We start from the raw sequence: 20,533 nt of genomic DNA, 5'->3' as shown, positions 1-20,533 counted from the left end.
CAGTAGTATATCTATTATATTATGATTTGAAATATTTGTGTTATTCTAGGTATGTATCTTAAATGGAATGAAGCTTAGAATACGCTTTTTTTAGACTTAAAAATATAGTATGGATAAAATATTCTTTGATACATGGGAAAGTCTGTTGCGTACATTTATAATTACCATTCTCTCGTATATTGCACTTGTTGCTATGCTGAGAATTTCAGGTAAAAGAACCCTTACGCAAATGAACGCTTTCGACTTTATAATAACTATTGCACTTGGTTCTGCTTTTGCAACGGTTACTCTTAATAAAGATGTAGTATTAGCCGATGGGCTGCTTGTATTAGCCCTGTTAATTTTATTACAGTATATTATAACCTGGCTCTCGGTCAGATATAAATATGTAAATAATCTTATTACAAACAAGCCTGCGCTGTTAGCTTATAATGGCAATATTTATGATGATACATTAATAAAGGAACGAATAACCTATGATGAACTTGAGGAAGCGCTAAGAAAAAGCGGAATAACTGATATTTCAGGCACCAGGGCTGTAATTTTAGAAACTGCCGGAAATATAACAGTAATTACAAAGTAATATTGTTGTTATACCATTATATGTAAGGTGCGAGAAGTTTCCACGTTACTTAAAATTTGCCAAGTAGTAATCTGTTAGGAGACTTAATAATCCTAAACTTACGTTAAGTATATTTATTTCGTATTTAAACACTTTATTTTTATATAAAATCAAAAAAAATGAAAATTTTTATTTTACTTTTTTTATTTACATTAACTGGGTGCTCAATTCCTAAAGATCCTAATAATTCTCTTGAAAATGCCCGTTCACGTAATCTGATTGTTGGGTATGTTCATCATCCTCCTTTTTCTTTTATTAAAAATGGCAAGGCAGCGGGTAGTGAAATTAACATTATTGATGAATTTGCAATTTCTGAGAATCTTAATGTCAATTATGTATATGGTACAGAAACTACATTAATTAAAGAATTAGAAAAATATAAGATACACATTATTGTTGGCGGTTTTAAAAAGAAAACGATATGGAAGAAGAAAGCCGGTGTTACAACAACCTATAGCAATACTGATAATTGTATGCTTGTGCCAAAAGGTGAAAATGCACTTTTGTACAAGCTTGAATCTTATCTTTTAAACTACAGAAATAAAAATGGAAATTAAAAAGTTTGAACTTCCGGAGCATCTTATTCCTCTTTTTTTAAGAGCAAAAAAGCTGGAATGGATAACATTGCTTTATTTATTGAGTGTTGTTTTACTTATGTATTTTGTAATGGGGTCTTCACATGCCATGAAATCTGCAACTTTAGAGGATGCTCTTGGTCTTGTTCCTTGTATAAGTTTTTTGGTAGGCGCAAATTTTTATTCACGATCACCAAATAGTAATTTTCCATACGGTTATCACCGCGTATTTGGTATAGCATTTTTAGCCGGCTCATTAGCATTATTTGCGATGGGGATTTATATAATTACTGATTCTGTAACAAGCCTTGTAGATGCTGAACATGCAACCATTGGCAGTATTATGGTTTACAATCATCAGATATGGCTGGGGTGGGTAATGATTGCCGCGCTTATATATAGTTCTTTACCTGCTATGATTTTAGGCTTTAAAAAGCTGCCAATTGCAGTCGAACTTCATAATAAAATACTATTTACTGACGCAGATGCCCAAAAAGCCGATTATATGACTGCCTTTGCGGCCATGGCGGGCATAATTGGTATCGGTATTGGCTGGTGGTGGGCAGATGCATTGGCGGCTATATTCATTGGATTTTCTGTTGTAAAAGATGGCTTTACACAACTTCGTACGGCTGTATTAGACTTAATGGATCGTCACCCGGTACATACAAAAAGTGGGAAAAAAGAAGAAATGGTTGAAAAATTGACGATTTTAGTGAAAGAGTGGAATTGGGTAAAAGATGTTGCTGTGCGCATGCGTGAACATGGGCAGGTTTTTTTCTGTGAAGTCTTTATTGTACCCAATACTGATTATGGCAATATACCGCAGAAAGTAGAAGAAGCTGTATTGAAGATCAAATCAGTAGACTGGAAATTATATGGTGTGACAATCAGTATAGTTGTAAATACCCCACAATGGAAATAATGAATATTTAAAATTATTCTGTTACAATTGGATTTTGAAACTCTTGATACTAAAAAGCCTAACGTCTATCAATGGGCTTCCATCTTTGAGCAGCTTTTTCTTTTTGGCCCAGAATGAAGTAAACGGATAAGAATAGTAACAGTGTGCTGTCATAGCGAAAAAAGCTGTATAAATGTAAAAGAGTTGAATACCTTATTATACATTCGGGCACCCTTGCAAATAGCCTATTTTTTGCAATTTTAGGAACGCTTTTTACAACACCTTTTTCGGTTTTTCATAGATATACAGTTTCAGGAATTCCCTGCGTGTCAAGATCTCGGTCTCCGGATCGGTTACAGGCGGATAAAAGTAAAGATATAGCGACTTCCTGCCACCGCTAAGTGTTTTGCTTCGTAATGTTACACGTGTCTTTTTCATAGCGCTACTGCATTAAATATAACATCAAGTTCAGCTTTGGGAACATAGGTAAACTTACCTATGCAGTACTTTACGATTCCATGGCGGTGCAACAGATGGTACAGTGCCGCAGGGGACACGTTAAATTCGGCTTGTACCTGACTTATAGTATAGCAGTGCTCGATACCCGGAAAAGCCTGAACCGGTTCCAGTTTTTGCGGAATGATGGGTACGGCAAAAAAAGCTTCCATATCGCATTTTCTAAGCACGGTTCGGGTTCCGAACTTGGCAATGTTGAGATGTCCCCGGTCAATTAACCGGTAAATTGTCCTTCTGCTGATTCCGAAGATTCTTCCTGCCTGGGTAATGCTAAGGAATTCCCGCTGGGTAATTTTCTCCAAATCGCTACTTAACAAGCGGCTGGTCTACGCATTGGTTTTGTCTATTTTTTCCTGTCGCTGTGCGGCTTTGTAGGCCTTACTGTTGCACTTATGGGAACAGTATTTCGTCGTTGTTTTTTTAGCCGTGAATTCCTGCAGACAGAACTCACAGATTTTCTTAATCCTGATGTTGGTGCTCATTCTCCCAATATTTTGTGCCTCCCTGTGCCTAAGTGTGTCTCTGTGTGCCATTATTTCGCCAAAAAAGGTCCCGAAGGACAACTTTTAGGACGAGGTACAAATGGGGTACAAATTTGAGCCAAACATCACCAAATAAAGATAAAGTGGCTAAAAATGAAAAACCAGTTAAATTGCTGTTTTATAACAATTTAACTGGTTTTGTTTGTGTTGTCTTGCGATGTTTTGTGCCTGCTATTTACCGATGCAAAAATTAGCAAAAATATTACCTAAAAGCTCATCGTTAGTGACCTGTCCTGTGATCTCTCCGAAATAATATAAAGCTTGTCGTATATCAATAGCAATAAGATCGGCAGGAATTCCGGATTGCAGACCAAATTGCACTTTTTGTATTTCCTCTAATGCTTTAAGTAATGAAGAGTAATGACGTGTATTAGTTACTATTGTTTCATTGTTTCTCAATGCTCCGGTATTAACAAATGAAATCAGTTTATCTTTAAGGGTTTCAATATTTATATTTTCTTTTGCTGAGACCAGCAATAATTCAGGAATCTCTTTTAAGATATCGGATTTTTGTGATTGGTTAAGTCTGTCAGCTTTGTTACCGATTATTATTAGAGGTTTTAAAGGAAACTGATTTTTTACTTTTTCAACTTCAATTTTCAGGTGATCCAATTCAGACCTGTCATTCATAAGATGAAAACTATCTACAAGATAAATTACAACCTGTGCCTGTTCTATTTTTTCAAAAGTTTTTTTTATTCCAATACTTTCAACAACATCCTGAGTTTCACGAATTCCCGCTGTATCTATAAACCTAAATCCAATTCCGTTTATAACAAGTTCGTCTTCAATAGTATCACGTGTTGTACCTGCAATATCTGATACTATTGCACGCTCTTCATTGAGTAAAGCATTAAGTAATGTAGATTTACCAACGTTAGGTTCACCAACAATAGCTACAGGTATACCATTTTTAATAACATTCCCAACAGCAAATGAATCTATTAGACGTTTCAGTACAAAATTTATTCTGTCAAGCAAATCGGTAAACTGTGAGCGATCTGCAAATTCAACATCTTCTTCGGCAAAATCGAGTTCAAGTTCAATTAGCGAAGCGAAGTTTAGCAGTTCTTCACGCAGCTTAGCAATTTCATTTGAAAACCCACCACGCATTTGTTGCATTGCAATTTGGTGTGAAGCTTCATTATCTGAAGCAATAAGATCTGCTACTGCTTCAGCTTGGGAAAGGTCTAATTTTCCATTTAAAAAGGCACGTAGTGTAAATTCGCCCGGATTGGCCATTCTACAACCTTTCCTAAGTAAAAGCTGAATAATTTGCTGCTGTATATAAGTTGAACCATGGCATGAAATTTCTACAGTATTTTCTCCTGTGTATGAATTTGTGCCTTTGAATAACGATAATAAAACCTGATCATAGGTTTTGTTGTCATCTATAATATGTCCTAAGTGTATAGTATGTGTTTTTTGGCGTGTAATATCTTTACCGCTAATGGAAGCAAAAACCTGTGAAGCTATATTTATGGCATCGTTGCCTGATATTCTTATAATTGCTATTGCTCCTGATCCTGATGGTGTTGCAAGTGCTACTATTGTATCTTCTGATATCATAGTGAAATATTTCATGCAAAGATAAGTATTATAACATATAACTTAAAAATCTTGCCATTCGTCGCAACAAAATGGTCAATTAGCTAAACATTAACTATTTAATATTTGTTATATTTTACTTTTGCTGTATAATTATAGTATAAAAACTAAACCATATTAATTTAAATGAAAAAGAATTTTAGCTTTTTACGTTTATGTGTAATGTTCTCAGGAATTTTTTTAGTAGTTTCCTGTAATAACGATGATGATGGTGTGAATAATAATAATTCACAGGAAAAAATTATTTTAAATACAGATTCTCAATCTTTAAATGACAGAATTAGTTTTGATAATTCAGGAGTTTTAGATATCGCTCAGGTAGGTATGATTGATGGCAGGGGCGGAGAACCTACAGCGGGGAGTTTTCCTTTAGAATTGGTAGCGGAAGTAGCACCACCGGTTTATGGAGGATTGACTCTTAAAGCTACTCATGTAGCTATTAATGGTAATTATGCGTATGTTTCATACAATACACAGGGAGAAACTTATTCAGGTGCTATAGATGTAATTAATATATCTAACCCTGCAACACCGCAAATAGTAGTGCAGGCAATTTTACCTAATACAGATGTTAGTGCTGTAAACTATGATAATGGAGTACTATACATTGCTGGTGCTGCTAGTGTAGATGCTAATCCTCAATTGCAGTCGCCTGCCTTTGTAGCTGCAATGACTTTATCTAACGGACTTTTAAGCACTAATTATACTCAGACAACCTTAACAGGAAATGTTGGTACATCTGTTACATCTACAAGTAATAAATACTTTGCGGTTTCAGGTGATAACGGAGTTCTTGCACAGCTTAATAAATCTACTCATCAGGTTGAAATGACCATTCCGGTTAATGATTTAAGGGCTGTTGGATACAATAGCAATAAAATTGTTATTTTAAGCGGAACTCAGGGAGTGAAGGTATATAACGCTAATAACCTTAACCTTCAAAATTCATTTATAACCTCTCAGGATGTTGCGGGAGCTAAAAGAACAATAGATTTTCTTGGGAATAATTCATTACTTGTATCTGAAGGATATAATGGCTTAGGAGTTTATAATCTTAATTCAGGTAGTAAAACACAAACTATTGCAGTGCCGGCATCTGTAGGTGGGGTGAATGCTTCAGACATTACCACAAATGCAGTTTCGGTGAATAGTGACAAAGTGTATGTTGCTAATGGTGGTGCCGGTCTTTATATCTATAAAAATACAAACCAGACACTTTCCGCTTTAGGATACTTAAATTTAAACGGATCTTGTAACTATGTAGTAAGTAAAGACAATTATATTTTTGCTGCAATGGGTAACGGAGGACTTAAAATAGCACATATTTTGCCAGTTTCACAAACTGTAAATTGTACAAGTTTTCCAACTTATAACGAATCAGTTTGGCTTAATGTGAATTCTAACCAGACTAAAGAATATCAAGGGTCTGCTTCACTTTACGGAATTAATGTAAACTCTAATGCAAGCCTTACTTTTTGTGGCTCATTATCAGTATCTCAATCCTTAAATGTAAACAGCAATGGTACTTTTTATATGAAAGGATCTTTATCTCAGGGTCAGGCAAATAACCCATGGTTATCTCTTAGTGTAAACAGTAATGCTGTTTTCAGGGTAGAAGGTAGTGTTGTTATATATGGTAATCTAATATTAAATAGTAATTCAACTATAGAGTTTGTTGGTTCAGGTTCATCAATCACTATATATGGAAGTGTAATTAAAGGAAGTAATGTAACTATTTCCGGTACATATACAGATACATTTAATAAACTGAATTAAGTAAAATCAGTAAATAATATTTAAAAGCCGGCATTAAGCCGGCTTTTTTTTAACAAAAACCTTACAAACAAGGGTAATAATTATCCTAAATTAGGAGTGTAAATTTTGTAACTTTACAGTATATCAATACAACTAATATGAAACAAATACTTTTCCCGACTGATTTTTCTGAGGCAGCAAACACTGCATTTATATACGCACTTCGTTTTGCAGATTCCTTCGGTGCAGAATTGGTGGTACTTCACGTATATGATCTTCCTATAGTTGAAACTCCGCCATTACCGGAATCTACCAAAGAAATTTTTGATATTGTAGAAATGAATCAGTTTGAAAGTTTCAGGGAACAACTTCCGGAATTGCATAAACTTGCAGAGAGAAAAAATCTTGGCCATGTGAGAATGCGTAATATTTTGCTATATGGAGATCTCATTTACAATATAAATAAGGTTTGCGCTGATGAAGGCATAGATCTTATCGTGATGGGTACAAAAGGAGCCAGTGGGTTAAAAGAAACTTTTTTAGGTTCATCTACCGCTTCAGTAATAGCAAATGCTAAAGTTCCTGTATTGGGTATTCCTGCCGAAGCAGAATATCATCCTATAAAAAGCATAGCTTTTACCACACAATATAAAGATAAAGATAACGATGCTTTAGCTCAGACCCTTGAAATTGCCAGGAAATTTGAAGCATCAGTATTATGCCTGTATATTAAAAATGATGATGATCCGGAAGATATTGAAGAAAGAATAAATGAATGGAAAATATTTTACCGAAGCGAGAAAATAGATTTTTTTAATATAGCAGGTGATCATATTGAACAGACTATACTTGATTTTATCCAGAACCAAAATGTAGGTATGCTTGTTATGAGAACGCATAAGAGAGGCTTTTTTGAGAGCTTGTTTCATAGAAGCCTTACCAAAAAAATGGCTTATCACTCTAAAATACCATTGCTGGTATTTCATGAGGGTTAAAGATATCCTGCTTCGGCAGGATTTTTTTATTCTATATTTGTTATTCAACATAACTTTATGGAATTCTACAAAAAGCAGAAAGAAATTTATATCAGCGAATTAAAAAAGCTAAACAGGCGTTATAACTTTATAAGCCTGTCCAGACTTATAATAGCGATTGCTACAATTGTTCTTTTATATTTTATACTGAATTCAAAACATACAACAGTCATAGTCTGTTTGTTACTATTTTGTATTGTTGAATTCATACTTTTAATGAACCGTCATGTACTTGTTCGTAATAAACGATTAAGGGCTGAAGCAATTGTTAAAATTAATGAGGATGAAATTGACTATCTTTTGCATAATAAAATTCCATTTGAAGAAGGAAATGAATTTACAGATCATACCCATCCGTATTCATACGATCTGGATATTTTCGGAAACAAATCTTTATTTCATAACATTAACCGTACCCAGACATTTAAAGGAAAACAAAAGCTCGCTGCTCTTTTAAAAAAACTACTTCCTGAAGAAGAAATTTTACTTAATCAGCATGCTGTTAAGGAATTATCAGGCAAACCTGAATTCAGGCAGGAAATAATGGCATTAGGTAAAGCCTATAGGGATAGTGAAGAAATACATGAAAGACTTTTAAACTGGATAAACATTCCCTTAGGTAAAATAGCTCCGTTATCTGTAATTATAGCTTTAACTACACCTGCTTTATTTATAATTAGTTTAGCTATTTATTTTATCACTAACAATTCATTATTTTCAACTTTATCAGGCTGGATTTTTGGTTTTAACCTGGTTTTCATTTTGAGTTACCTTAAGATGATAAAACAGGAGACACAACACACTACAGATATTCATAACATCATTCACAATTATGGATTAATTATAGATCAAATTGAAAACGAAAAATTTGAATATGAAAAATTAAAATCGTTACAGGACAAATTAGTTTACGAAGGTAAGACAGCCGGCAGTCAGATCAAAAAGCTGGCTTCGTTATTTTCAAAGCTGGATAGTATTAATAATGCTTTTGGAGCAGCATTGCTGAATGGTCTTATGCTTTATCATTTTCACGCACTTAAAAGCCTTTTAAAATGGAAAAAAGAACATTCGGCGGCTATTATCTTGTGGCTGGATATAATAGCTGAAATTGAAGCCCTTAACAGTTTTGCCAATCTTCACTATAACAATCCTGATTTTACTTTTCCTTTACTAAATGATGAGAATAAAATTGAATTTAAAAATCTTGCTCATCCTCTTTTAAATAAAGAAGGCAGAATAGGTAATAATATTAATTTTGACCCTGATTTCATGATTCTCACAGGATCAAATATGTCAGGCAAAAGCACATTTTTAAGAAGCTTAGGCATTAACATGATACTTGCAGGAGCAGGAGCACCTGTTTGTGCAGAAGAAGCTAATATTAATCCATTGCCGGTTTTAGTATCCATGAGGCTTTCTGATTCACTATCCGATAGTGAATCGTATTTTTTTGCTGAAGTAAAAAGACTGCGTTTTATTATGGATGAATTGAAAAAGAATAAGGCATTTGTATTGCTCGATGAGATACTGAGAGGTACGAACTCTGAAGACAAAAGAACCGGGACAATTAAGGTTATTAAAAGAATGATTGTTCTTAACGCTGTAGGGGCAATTGCAACTCATGATATTGAAGTGTGCAATCTTACCGATGAATATCCGCAAAAACTTATAAATCGTTGTTTTGAAGCTCAGATTGAAAATAATGAGCTTTATTTTGATTATTGTCTTCGCGATGGTATTTGTAAAAATAAAAGCGCTACTTTTTTAATGGAAAAAATGGGAGTAATATAATTGCCAATTAGTTTTTAATTAACACCTAATGATTTCTTAATTAGCCTGATACTGTTTTTACAGTTAGTAATTTTATAATATTAATTACTAAAAAACAATATTATGCCTTTTATTACAACCAACTCTGTAAGCTTATCAGGAAGCTATGAAGAAGTAAAATTATTTTATCAGGATATAGGAAGAGGGAAGCCTGTAGTGTTAATTCATGGATGGCCCCTTAGCCACGAAATGTGGGAATATCAACTTAATGAACTTCCAAAACATAATATAAGGGTAATAACATATGACAGAAGGGGATTTGGAAAATCTTCAAGGCCTTGGGAAGGATATGATTATGACACTTTAGCAACAGATCTTCGGCTTATAATGGAAGAACTGGACCTTACTAACGTTACTCTTGTTGGATTTTCTATGGGTGGGGGAGAAGTAGCCCGCTACTTATCTAAATATAATTCAGATGGAAGGGTAACAAAAGCAGCTTTAATAAGTTCTGTTACTCCCTACTTGCTAAAAACAGATAATAACCCTAGTGGCCTCCCTCAGGAAATGTTTACTGATATAAAAGACCAGCTGGAAGATGACAGGCCTAAATTTCTGGAAGGATTTGCAAAGACTTTTTATGGGGTTCATTTATTTAATCACCCTGTTAGTGATGAATATCTTCAAAGAAACGCTGCACTGGCTTTAAATTCGGCTGGATATGCTACTATCAAATCAATGCAGGCATGGTCAACTACTGATTTCAGGTCAGATTTGGCTGCTATCCGTGTTCCTTTGTTAGTATTGCATGGAAAAGCAGATGAAACAGTTCCAATTGATGCATCTGCTGAAGAAACGGTTAAAATCGTTCCGCATGCCAAATATGTAGTTTATGATGATGCACCGCACGGATTATTTTATACCCATAAAACTAAGTTTAACGAAGATATAATTGATTTTATAAATTCGTAGTATGATAAACAATAAGTAAAAGAGGCTGGCTAAATAAGTCGTATAACTTTTAGCCAGCCTCTTTATTTTATTTTTGTTAATTACCTCACAGCATCCATTACTTTCTCCTCATGTGTAATATTAGAAAGATTAATTGCTGTTTCAATTAATGCAAGATGTGAATAAGCCTGAGGGAAATTTCCAAGAAGCCTTTTAGTTTTAAAATCAATATCTTCACTAAACAAACCTAAATGATTACTATAAGATAATAGTTGTTCAAAAAGTTTCTCAGCTTTTTTTGTTTCGCCTATTTTATACATACTGTTTATAAACCAAAAAGTACAGATTGTGAATGAAGAAGATGGCAGCCCGAAATCATCTTTATTCTTATAACGGTATAGTAAACCTTCGTTACTTAAATCTCTTTCAATAGCATATACTGTTGAAATATACTTAGGATCTTTTGCATTTATAAATCCATAGTTTTCCATAAGCAGCACAGATGCATCCAAATCTTCAGAACCATATGACTGTGTAAATGCCTGAGCCTTTTCATTCCATGCATTTTCCATAATATCTTTTCGTATGGTTTCTTCAAGTATTTCCCATTTGGATAGTTTCGATTTTCTGCCCAGTATGCGGGCTACTTTAATAGCTCTGTCTATAGCTGTCCAGCATAAAACTTTAGAAAAAGTGAAGTGTCTTTCTTCAGTACGGAATTCCCAGATACCTTTATCGGGTTCTTCCCAGTGATTGCTCACTACCCAAACTATTCCTTTAGTTATATTCCATAGTTCTTCCGCATTCTCTATGTCATTGCTAAAGTTAACAAGCTGTAGGTATATTACATCCATTAAAATACCATAAATGTCATTTTGGCGCTGCGTAAATGCAGCATTACCTGTACGTACAGGCTTAGAATTCATATAGCCACTTAAATGGTCAAGGGTTTCTTCTTTTAAATTCTTTTCTTTATTAATGCCATACATGATCTGGAGTTTTTCGTCTTTATCAGGCATTATATCAATAATGAACTTTAAATAATCCCTTGCCTGATTTTTATGGCCTATATCAGATATTACTTTTACTACCATTGATGCATCGCGTATCCAGCAAAAACGATAGTCCCAATTACGCACTTCGCCAATAGTTTCCGGTAAAGATGTTGTTGCTGCTGCAAGAACAGCACCTGTTTTATCATAGGTAAGCAATTTAAGTGTTATTGCGCTTCGAATAATTTCTTCGTTATACCTTTTATATGATGTGGTATTATCTGTCCAGTTTAGCCAATATGTTTTTGTACGCTCAAATTCAAGATAAATTTTATGTACAGTCTGTTTGAAAATTTTTTCGTTATAGGCTAAAAGAAAAAAGCTGTCTTCCTCAATTGCTATTGGCGCTCCTGTTGCCAGTATTTCTTTGTCTAAATTAGTATGAAGAAAAATTGAGTTGAACTTTTCACTTTGGGTAAGGCTTACAATATAATCATCTTTTATATAGGTGTGGGTTTCACCTGCAGCATATTCAAGTTTTGGGTTATATTTAAAACTACAGACAGGATTTCCTGAAACTTTCTTTATATACCGTATAATTTCAGGAGGCGTGTTATAAGAGCCATCTTCTTTAAGGTATCTTGGCATAAAATCATTTACTTCAAAAGTATCGGTACCATTGCTGAAAACGGTAACTAATATGGCAGTATTTTTTATATAATGTTGGCGTGTAGTATAGGTTTCGTCGGTAATTATTTCGAAGCTGCCGCCAATTTTTTCATCAAGCAATTTTGCAAAAACAGATGATGAATCAAATTTTGGAAGACAGCACCAGTCCATAGATCCTGACGCAGAAATCAGAGCTGCGCTACGGCAATTACCTATGATACCATAATTTAAATTTTTCATAAAGTATTAATTTTACCAGCCTTTTTGGCTCGTTGTTCACTAAATTTATAAAAATTAAACCTGAACCACAAATACTTTAGTATGAATAAAACAATTATTGTTTCTAATCGTTTGCCTGTCAGCTTTAAAATTGATAATCAGCATTTACATGCAGAGACAAGCATTGGAGGACTGGCAACAGGAATGAAATCGGTACATTCTGAAGGAAATGGCATCTGGATAGGGTGGTCCGGCCTTACAGAAGAACAGCTGAATGAAAAGCTTACGGAAGAAGTTGATCAGGCTCTTAAAAAAGAAAAGTGCATAACAGTGAGCCTGAATGAAAATGATGTTGAAAATTTTTACTATGGCTTCAGTAACCGGACTCTCTGGCCCATGTTCCATTACTTCATGGAATATACTGAATTTGAACTTGATCAATGGAATTCATATAAAGAGGTTAATCAAAAATTTGCCGATGCTGTATTAGAGCACGCCAATGATGGAGATACTATATGGGTACATGATTATCAGTTAATGCTGGTTCCGCAGATGATAAGAGACAGAAACCCTAATCTTACTATTGGCTTTTTTCTGCATATACCATATCCTTCCTATGAAATTTTCAGGACTTTTCCCTGGCGTGAAGAACTACTGGCCGGTATATTGGGCGCTAATCTTATAGGTTTTCATACTTACGATTATGTACGCCACTTTTTAAGTTCTGTAAAAAGAATTACCGGTTTGGAAACAAAATTTAATGATGTTTTATATAATGGACGTATTGTAAAAGTAGACTCCTTTCCAATGGGAATAGATTATGACCGTTTCCATGAAGCAGCTCTTGAACATAAAACCCGCCCCGAAGACAAAAAGTCTGATCTTATGTTAAAGCTGGAAGAACATAGCCAGCATTTTTCTGATAATAAGCTTATTCTGTCTATTGACAGAATGGATTATACAAAAGGTATACCTAACAGAATTAGGGCATTTGAATATTTTTTAAATAAATATCCTGAATATAAGGAAAGGGTACGGCTTGTTATGCTTGCTGTTCCTTCACGCTCTAATGTGCCGCAATACCAAAAGTTAAAAAGCGAAACAGATGAGCTTGTAGGCCGGATAAACGGAAAATTTGCTACCGTAAACTGGACTCCTATATGGTATTTTTACAGATCTATGCCTTTTGAAGATCTTGTGGATTTATATGCATCATCACACGTTGCACTTATAACGCCTATAAGAGATGGTATGAACCTTGTAGCTAAAGAGTATATTGCTTCAAGAGCTAATCATGATGGAGTACTTGTGCTTAGCGAAATGGCAGGAGCAGCAAAAGAAATGCATGAAGCATTACTTATTAATCCTAATAACTTTGAACAGATAGCAGATACTTTGAAACAGGCTTTAGAAATGCCGCATGCAGAACAGCATGTAAGGATTAAAGAGTTAAAGAAAAGAATTTCCAGATATAATGTAGAAAAATGGGCTGAAGAGTTTATGAAGGCCTTAGAATCCGGTAAAAATACGCCGGATATGCTGGTTTCAAAAAAACTGGATGAAAATATTATAAATGATATGACCGATAGTTGCAGTAACTCAAAAAAAAGATTGTTTTTACTGGACTATGATGGTACTTTGGTAGGATTTAAAAATAATCCTGAAGCTGCAATGCCCGACGATGATTTGTATGATATTTTAGACAGGCTTGCTGCTAATGAAAATAATGAAGTAGCAATAATTAGTGGCCGTGACAGAAATACTCTTGAAAAATGGTTTAGCCATAAAAACTATACGCTTATTACTGATCATGGGGTATGGTTGAGGAAAAAGAGTAAAGACTGGGAGGCAATTGAACGTATTAAAAGTGATTGGAAGGATAAGATCAGGCCGATTATTGAAACTTTTGTTGACAGGACTCCAGGTTCATTCTTAGAAGAGAAAAATTATTCACTTGCCTGGCATTACCGAAAATCGGACAGTGAACTCGCAGTAATACGTGCAAGAGAGCTGGGACTTGTATTAACAAGCCTTATAAGTAATAATTCACTTGCGGTGCTTGAAGGTAATAAAGTACTGGAAATTAAAAACAGCAATGTAAATAAAGGACGTGCAACTGCTAAGTTATTAGCCGCTGAAGATTATGACTTTATTTTTGCTATTGGTGATGACTGGACCGATGAATATATGTTTGAAGAATTACCGCAATCTGCCTATACTGTAAAAGTAGGGGCGCAAAAAACGCAGGCGAGGTATTATATAAAAGATAATAATGATGTAAGGAAAATTCTTGAAGGTTTTGCTAAAAAAGAAAAATATGGAAGTGAACTTTACAATTAGCATAAAAACAAAAACCCGTAAAGCTTAAAGCGATACGGGTTTTTTATAAAAAGGATGGTTAAATAGCTTTTTAAAAAATAACTCTTTTACTAGTTATTAAGCATTACAGGCATTACCAGCATGGTAACAGTTTCTCCTTCATCAAGGCCATCTACTGGAGTGAGTATACCTGCACGGTTAGGCAAAGACATTTCAAGCATTATTTCATCGCTCTGAAGGTTGGTGAGCATTTCTGTTAAGAAACGTGAATTAAACCCTATCTGCATGTCGTCTCCCTGATAATCACAGGTTAAACGCTCTTCAGCTTTGTTTGAGTAATCAATATCTTCCGCAGAAATGTTTAATTCTGTTCCTGCAATTTTAAGACGTATCTGATGTGTTGTTTTATTTGAAAATATTGCAACACGGCGTACAGACGCTAATATCTGCGTTCTGTCAATAAGTAATTTATTTGGATTTTCTTTAGGTATAACAGCTTCATAGTTAGGATATTTTCCATCTATTAATCGGCATGTAAGTATATAATTATCAAAAGAAAAAGTAGCGTTCGAATCGTTGTACTCTATTTTAACCTCTGCATCCGAAGATCCCAGTATTCCCTTAAGTATTGTTAAAGGCTTTTTAGGCATTATAAAATCGGCAACCTGTGAAGCTTTAACATCTGTTCTTGAGTATTTTACTAGTTTATGAGCATCTGTAGCTACAAAAATCAATCCTTCCGGTGAAAACTGAAAGAATACGCCAGACATAACAGGCCTAAGATCATCATTACCAGCTGCAAAAATTGTTTTGCTTACAGCAGTAGCTAATACTTCAGCAGGCACGAGGGTAGAAGAAGGGTCTTCCAGCGTTACCGCTTTCGGAAATTCTTCACCTGAAGCATAAGCAAGCGCATATTTTCCTGAATTAGAACTTATTTCTATAGTGTTATTATCTTCTACTGTAAAAGTTAAAGGCTGTTCAGGAAAAGTTTTTAAGGTTTCCAGTAATAGTTTTGCAGGCACAGCAATACTTCCTTTACTTTCAGAATCAATTTCAAGTGTAGCAGACATAGTTGTTTCTAGATCTGATGCAGATACTTTTAATTCAGTATTGTCTAATTCGAAAAGGAAATTATCAAGAATAGGTAGGGTGTTACTACTATTAATAACACTTCCTAAAACCTGTAATTGTTTTAGCAAATAGGAACTGGATACTATAAATTTCATCTTCTTTTTTGTTTATTTAATGGTAAAATCACAAGATTTTACGTTTCACAAATATATCGTAATCAAATCAAATAGTGCAACATTTTTTATTAACACTACTTTGAATATTGTCTTTTTCTAATATAAGTAAATAATAGCCCAAACAGTGCTAAAATCAGTATTGGTAATCCGACAGTTATAAATTGAGCAATTGTATAATTATCTGCAACTTTTTTCTTATCAAGGAATTGTAACTCTACATTTTTACCTCTTATGTTAATAAGTCCATTTTCATCAAGAAGGTAATTGACGCAATTGAGTAAAAATTCTTTGTTGCTGTAAGCTTGCTGTGTCCATTGATCTATACCTCCTGATAAAGGCTTTTTATTTACATAGGTATAATTAATTATGTCCCCATCAGCAATAATTATCATTTTTCCACTTTTTCCATCATCAATATTGTTCTTGAGTGTAAAAGGCTTAACCCTGTTTTTATATGCAGAAGTAAACTTACCTTCAAGTAAAACCCCAATAATCTGGTTACCTGTAGTATTATTAAATTCACTTTCATTTAATTTATCCATAAACTGAAACAATCCTATTTCTACTGGAGTACCTACTACTTTTGATTGTGGTGAACTTTTGAGTAATACTGTTTTTTTAATTTTGTTTTTTAAAGTATCAATCTGATTGGCAAATTCTAATTTAACAAGATTAATATTCTTGTTTATTATATGATTTTCTTCCGATTTAACTATTGGCGAATATAACCAGTCTATAGCAGTTTCGCCATTTGGTGACTGTACACTAACCGGTGTAGAAAGTAAATCCTGAATTAATTTATAATTAATCCTTACCCCATATTTGAAAAACATATCGTCTAAGTTCAAATCTTGAGGATATGCCAATGTTGATCTGGTTTCGTTTCTTAAACTATCAAGATCTATTGCAACCTTATCAATCAGCCATAAGCATTTACCACCATTCATTATATATTGATCGAAAACATATTTTTCTTTCTCATCAAAAGGCTGTGTGGGTTTAGCAATAATGGCTAAATCACATCTTTTTAGATTTTCTAATGTTTTTTGCCTGTCATTTTGAAGTGAATCGAGATTAAAATCTAGTATGTTATAATATTCTTTAAGGCTTAATAAAAAATCAGCGGAATATTTATCTGCTATTTCATTATTCCCTTTTAGAATTGCTATGTTTTTCTTTTTATCTACAGTTAGTTTTGTTATTGCATCAGTAAATGCATATTCAAGCAGCTGAACAGATTTGTTAATGTTTTCATCTGCTGAAACACCAAAATTATTAACCAGCAAAGGTACACGTACTGACTTTTGACCAACATTGGCTAATGCCCATGGGAAAATCTGTACAAGAGATTTTTTTCCCTGTTTAACAGAATTAATATTTGTGGGATTGAATCCCATTGCATATAGTTCCTGTATATATTTTTCTGCATTTTCTTCATCTTCCAACGGATCTATAAAATTGTAAATTATGTTTTGACTGCGGGATTTGTATTCTTCTAGAATTTGACGCGTCTCATCTTTTAAACGCTTAAATTCTGGTGGCAAATCGTTTCCGCCAAGAAAAACATCAATGTATATAGGATCTTTAAGATTTTGTAATGTATTTATTGTAGTTTCAGAAAGCGTGTAGCGTTTGTCATTTGTAAGATCATAACGCCTAAAAAAATAGTTACCGGCAAAGTTAAAAGCAAGTAATATTATTACGGTTATAACTAACTGTTTCAGATTTGCATTTTTGTCAGCCATTTTCTCCATTACCCTTTTATTGATTTAAGTTTAAAAACAGTTAACGACATAAAAAATACAGTTATACTCAGGAAATATATAATATCCCTACTGTCTATTACACCCCGGCTTATACTTCTGTAATGGTAGTCCATTCCTAAATTAGCTACAAAATTATTTAAATTGCCAGTGTAAACAGATGCGCCTTCAAAACCGAAATAAAATATAAAGCATAAAAATACAGATACTATAAAAGCTACGATCTGATTATCAGACAGGGTAGAAGTAAAAATTCCAATAGCAGTATATCCGGCAATTAAAAACAATAGTCCAAAGTAAGACCCTAAAGTACTTCCCATATCAATATTTCCCTGAGGGCTGCCTAACCATGATATTACTATAACATAAATAATTGTAGGTAATAATGCTAAAACAATGAGTGTTAATGCTCCAAAAAACTTTCCGTTTACTATTTCCCAAACACTTAATGGTTTTGTAAACAGTAACTCAATAGTTCCTTGTTTTTTTTCATCGGAAAAGCTTCGCATGGTTACTGCCGGAATAAGAAATATAAGTATCCATGGTGAAATTGTAAAAAATGGACTTAAATCGGCAAATCCGCTATTAAGAATATTGAAATCTCCCTCAAATACCCATAAAAACAGGCCATTGAGCAAAAGGAAAATAGCAATAACCAAATAGCCTATCGGCGAACCGAAAAAGGATTTGATTTCTCGTAGTAACAATGCTTTCATTTAACTATTAATTTTATTAATCATTATTTGCTTTGTAAAGACAGATTTATTCTAAAGTAACCAGTTTATCTACGCTCCAGGCTTCGGGCTTTTTATTAAAGAACTGTTTAGTAAACGTCCATACTCCATTAAAAAGCTCAGAATTCCTGTAGTTCTCTAAATCAGCTTCCGTTTCCCAATAGCTATAAGTGAAAAATATAGTAGGGTCATTTTTATCACGGTATAACTCTAAGAAACGGTTACCCGGAAAATTTCGTATATGTTGTTTGACTTCTTCAAAATTATCTAGAAAGGCATCAATTTTATCTTCCTGAAACCCCATTTTCACTATGCGTACAAACATACAGTTTTTTTATAGTTTTTATTTTTTATTTTATTTAGATCTATAGCTAATCCCTGTAAAGAGCATTATTTAAATACTACATTAACAACATCCCTGAATTTAAGCCCTAATAATGTACGGGCAGTTCCTACAGTACTCGGATTGCTTCGGTAAATAGCAATTTCCAGATAGCCGGCTTCATTAAATAAGGCTAATTTATCTCCTTCATGATCTTTAATTGTAAAGGGTTCTCTTATGATAAAATCAGAGTAATTTTTCCTTACAGATTTTATAGTTTTAGTACTGAACCTTATCTCAAAATCTCTTCCTTTTGCAACCTCTTTTATAAGTTTGTGGGAAATATTGGTAACACAATTTCCAAAATGATCTATATAAACAATATAGCCCTTGATAGAATTATTATCATTGGAAATTACGGGCTGAAGTTCGCTTATTTCTTTAATTTCCTTTATTTCACGCCCTATAACACTTAACTGTCCGCCTTTGGCTAAATGGCATGCTACCGCAACAAAAGCATCCATTTCTGTGGAACCATCAGCCAATCTGTCGTGAATATTTATCTCAACAATTTTTTGAGGCTTTATTTTTTGTGTGAGCATACTTAATATGCCATTGTCTGCACATACAAAATAGTGATCGTTCCATTGCATTGCAATATGCCTGTTGTCTTTGGTTAGCTCTGCATCTACACCTATTATGTGTACACTGTTTTTTGGAAAACTGTTATAAGCGGCTCCCACTATATAACTGGCTTCAGATACATTGAATAAATCTATATCGTGCGATATATCAATAATTACCGCCTCGTTATAACCGGAAATAATTTTTCCCTTCAAAGAGCCCACAAAATGGTCCTTGAGGCCAAAATCGGTTGTAAGGGTAATTATTGACATAAAATTGTGTAAAACTTTTACAAAAAGCGAGATTTAATTTCACTAAATTTGATTGCAAAGCTAATAATTATATGGCTCATTTCTCTAATTAAAATCAACTGCTTTTGAACGAAAGAATAATTGAACTCACAGACATCGCCCCAAAAGATTTTTGGGGTACTCAGGATTCTCATCTTGAAACTATTAAAAAATATTATCCTAAGCTTAAAATTGTTGCCAGAGGCACAACTCTTAAAGCTTTTGGCGAAAAGGAACTGCTGGATGAGTTTGAAAAACGTTTTAAAAGGCTTATGCTGCATTTTTCACGCTACAATAATATTGACGATAATGTTATTGAAAGGGTAATACAAAGCGACTCTCAGGTAGAGCAAATGGACCCCAGTGATAAAATCCTTGTACATGGCATAGGTGGGAAGCTCATAAAAGCACTAACCCCTAACCAGCAGAAACTGGTAGATTCTATGTCTAAAAATGATATGGTATTTGCTGTAGGTCCTGCCGGTACAGGTAAAACCTATACAGGTGTTGCTTTGGCTGTTAAAGCGCTTAAAGAAAAGCAGGTTAAACGTATTATCCTTACCCGTCCTGCGGTAGAGGCAGGAGAGAACCTGGGTTTTCTTCCCGGGGACATGAAGGAAAAACTCGACCCTTATATGCAACCTTTATATGACGCACTTAGAGATATGATTCCTCCACAATCATTAGAAGATTATCTTCTTAAAGGTATAATTCAGATTGCCCCTTTAGCCTTTATGAGAGGACGCACGCTTGATAATGCTTTTGTGATACTTGATGAGGCCCAGAATACAACACACTCACAGATGAAAATGTTTCTTACCCGTATGGGAAAGAACGCTAAATTTATGATTACCGGTGACCCCGGGCAGGTAGATTTACCACGCAGAACCACATCAGGCCTTAAAGAAGCTTTGCTTATACTTAAAGATGTTGATGGTGTGGGTATATTATATCTTGATGATAAAGATATAGTGCGCCACCGCCTTGTTAAGAAAATTATTGATGCTTATAAAAGTATTGAGAATCACGATTAATGATGTAAAGCCTTTGTTAATCAAAGGCTTTACTGCTTGT

Annotated in this window: 18 protein-coding genes; 9 read left to right on the top strand and 9 right to left on the bottom strand. The window is 34.1% G+C overall.

Annotated features, from left to right (window positions below):
• Nucleotides 1-109 precede the first annotated feature (109 nt).
• The 3 genes from NHE85_RS15155 to NHE85_RS15145 all read left to right on the top strand — a co-directional run bounded on the left by NHE85_RS15155 (nt 110) and on the right by NHE85_RS15145 (nt 2,122).
• Nucleotides 110-583: a DUF421 domain-containing protein gene (locus tag NHE85_RS15155; RefSeq protein WP_252812983.1), complete on the top strand. Its 474-nt coding sequence runs from the start codon at nt 110-112 to the stop codon at nt 581-583.
• A gap of 158 nt (nt 584-741) precedes the next feature.
• A complete protein-coding gene (locus NHE85_RS15150; protein ID WP_252812982.1) occupies nt 742-1,179 on the top strand; it encodes a transporter substrate-binding domain-containing protein in 438 nt (145 codons plus the stop codon).
• Nucleotides 1,169-2,122: a cation diffusion facilitator family transporter gene (locus tag NHE85_RS15145; RefSeq protein WP_252812981.1), complete on the top strand. Its 954-nt coding sequence runs from the start codon at nt 1,169-1,171 to the stop codon at nt 2,120-2,122. Before NHE85_RS15150 ends, NHE85_RS15145 begins: the two co-directional genes overlap by 11 nt.
• Before the next feature lie 252 nt (nt 2,123-2,374).
• Here NHE85_RS15145 and NHE85_RS15140 read toward each other — a convergent pair whose 3' ends face one another.
• The 3 genes from NHE85_RS15140 to mnmE form a co-directional block, all read right to left on the bottom strand.
• Nucleotides 2,375-2,539, bottom strand: coding sequence for a hypothetical protein (locus tag NHE85_RS15140; RefSeq protein ID WP_252812980.1), 165 nt, complete (start codon nt 2,537-2,539; stop codon nt 2,375-2,377).
• Nucleotides 2,536-2,919: a helix-turn-helix domain-containing protein gene (locus NHE85_RS16770; RefSeq protein WP_256474596.1), complete on the bottom strand. Its 384-nt coding sequence runs from the start codon at nt 2,917-2,919 to the stop codon at nt 2,536-2,538. The genes NHE85_RS15140 and NHE85_RS16770 overlap by 4 nt, the downstream gene beginning before the upstream one ends.
• A gap of 411 nt (nt 2,920-3,330) precedes the next feature.
• Complete coding sequence (gene mnmE / locus NHE85_RS15125) at nt 3,331-4,728, bottom strand: tRNA uridine-5-carboxymethylaminomethyl(34) synthesis GTPase MnmE (RefSeq protein WP_252813319.1); 1,398 nt, start codon at nt 4,726-4,728, stop codon at nt 3,331-3,333.
• Nucleotides 4,729-4,893: 165 nt separating this feature from the next.
• On the opposite strand from mnmE, the gene NHE85_RS15120 reads away from it, so the two are divergent.
• From NHE85_RS15120 to NHE85_RS15105, 4 genes are all read left to right on the top strand, one after another.
• Entirely contained in the window at nt 4,894-6,543 is a 1,650-nt protein-coding gene (locus NHE85_RS15120; RefSeq protein WP_252812979.1) for a hypothetical protein, read from the top strand.
• A gap of 137 nt (nt 6,544-6,680) precedes the next feature.
• Entirely contained in the window at nt 6,681-7,517 is an 837-nt protein-coding gene (locus NHE85_RS15115) for a universal stress protein (protein WP_252812978.1), read from the top strand.
• A gap of 57 nt (nt 7,518-7,574) precedes the next feature.
• Nucleotides 7,575-9,347: a DNA mismatch repair protein gene (locus NHE85_RS15110; RefSeq protein WP_252812977.1), complete on the top strand. Its 1,773-nt coding sequence runs from the start codon at nt 7,575-7,577 to the stop codon at nt 9,345-9,347.
• Between the two features lie 102 nt (nt 9,348-9,449).
• A complete protein-coding gene (locus NHE85_RS15105; RefSeq protein ID WP_252812976.1) occupies nt 9,450-10,298 on the top strand; it encodes an alpha/beta fold hydrolase in 849 nt (282 codons plus the stop codon).
• Between the two features lie 80 nt (nt 10,299-10,378).
• Here NHE85_RS15105 and NHE85_RS15100 read toward each other — a convergent pair whose 3' ends face one another.
• Complete coding sequence (locus tag NHE85_RS15100) at nt 10,379-12,178, bottom strand: glycoside hydrolase family 15 protein (RefSeq protein WP_252812975.1); 1,800 nt, start codon at nt 12,176-12,178, stop codon at nt 10,379-10,381.
• An 81-nt stretch (nt 12,179-12,259) separates the two neighbouring features.
• Here NHE85_RS15100 and NHE85_RS15095 point away from each other — a divergent pair, with 81 nt between their 5' ends.
• The gene (locus NHE85_RS15095) at nt 12,260-14,497 is read left to right on the top strand and encodes a bifunctional alpha,alpha-trehalose-phosphate synthase (UDP-forming)/trehalose-phosphatase (protein ID WP_252812974.1); all 2,238 of its coding nucleotides are present in this window, start codon (nt 12,260-12,262) and stop codon (nt 14,495-14,497) included.
• A gap of 89 nt (nt 14,498-14,586) precedes the next feature.
• On the opposite strand, the gene dnaN is transcribed toward NHE85_RS15095, so the two are convergent.
• The 5 genes from dnaN to NHE85_RS15070 all read right to left on the bottom strand — a co-directional run bounded on the left by dnaN (nt 14,587) and on the right by NHE85_RS15070 (nt 19,441).
• Complete coding sequence (gene dnaN, locus NHE85_RS15090; protein WP_252812973.1) at nt 14,587-15,705, bottom strand: DNA polymerase III subunit beta; 1,119 nt, start codon at nt 15,703-15,705, stop codon at nt 14,587-14,589.
• Nucleotides 15,706-15,800: 95 nt separating this feature from the next.
• A complete protein-coding gene (gene gldG / locus NHE85_RS15085) occupies nt 15,801-17,480 on the bottom strand; it encodes a gliding motility-associated ABC transporter substrate-binding protein GldG (protein ID WP_252812972.1) in 1,680 nt (559 codons plus the stop codon).
• Nucleotides 17,480-18,205, bottom strand: coding sequence for a gliding motility-associated ABC transporter permease subunit GldF (gene gldF / locus NHE85_RS15080; RefSeq protein WP_252812971.1), 726 nt, complete (start codon nt 18,203-18,205; stop codon nt 17,480-17,482). The genes gldG and gldF overlap by 1 nt, the downstream gene beginning before the upstream one ends.
• Nucleotides 18,206-18,251: 46 nt before the next feature.
• Nucleotides 18,252-18,548, bottom strand: coding sequence for a putative quinol monooxygenase (locus NHE85_RS15075; RefSeq protein WP_252812970.1), 297 nt, complete (start codon nt 18,546-18,548; stop codon nt 18,252-18,254).
• 65 nt (nt 18,549-18,613) lie between these two features.
• Nucleotides 18,614-19,441, bottom strand: coding sequence for an S-adenosyl-l-methionine hydroxide adenosyltransferase family protein (locus NHE85_RS15070; protein ID WP_252812969.1), 828 nt, complete (start codon nt 19,439-19,441; stop codon nt 18,614-18,616).
• Nucleotides 19,442-19,545: 104 nt separating this feature from the next.
• On the opposite strand from NHE85_RS15070, the gene NHE85_RS15065 reads away from it, so the two are divergent.
• Nucleotides 19,546-20,493 (top strand): PhoH family protein, encoded by a 948-nt coding sequence (locus tag NHE85_RS15065; protein ID WP_252812968.1) that lies wholly within the window; start codon nt 19,546-19,548, stop codon nt 20,491-20,493.
• Nucleotides 20,494-20,533 lie beyond the last annotated feature (40 nt).

Source organism: Flavobacterium sp. NRK1 (genome assembly GCF_024054175.1).
Lineage (GTDB): Bacteria > Bacteroidota > Bacteroidia > Flavobacteriales > Flavobacteriaceae > Flavobacterium.
The sequence above is the reverse complement of the archived record's forward strand: the minus strand, read 5'-3'. Positions and strand labels throughout refer to the sequence as shown.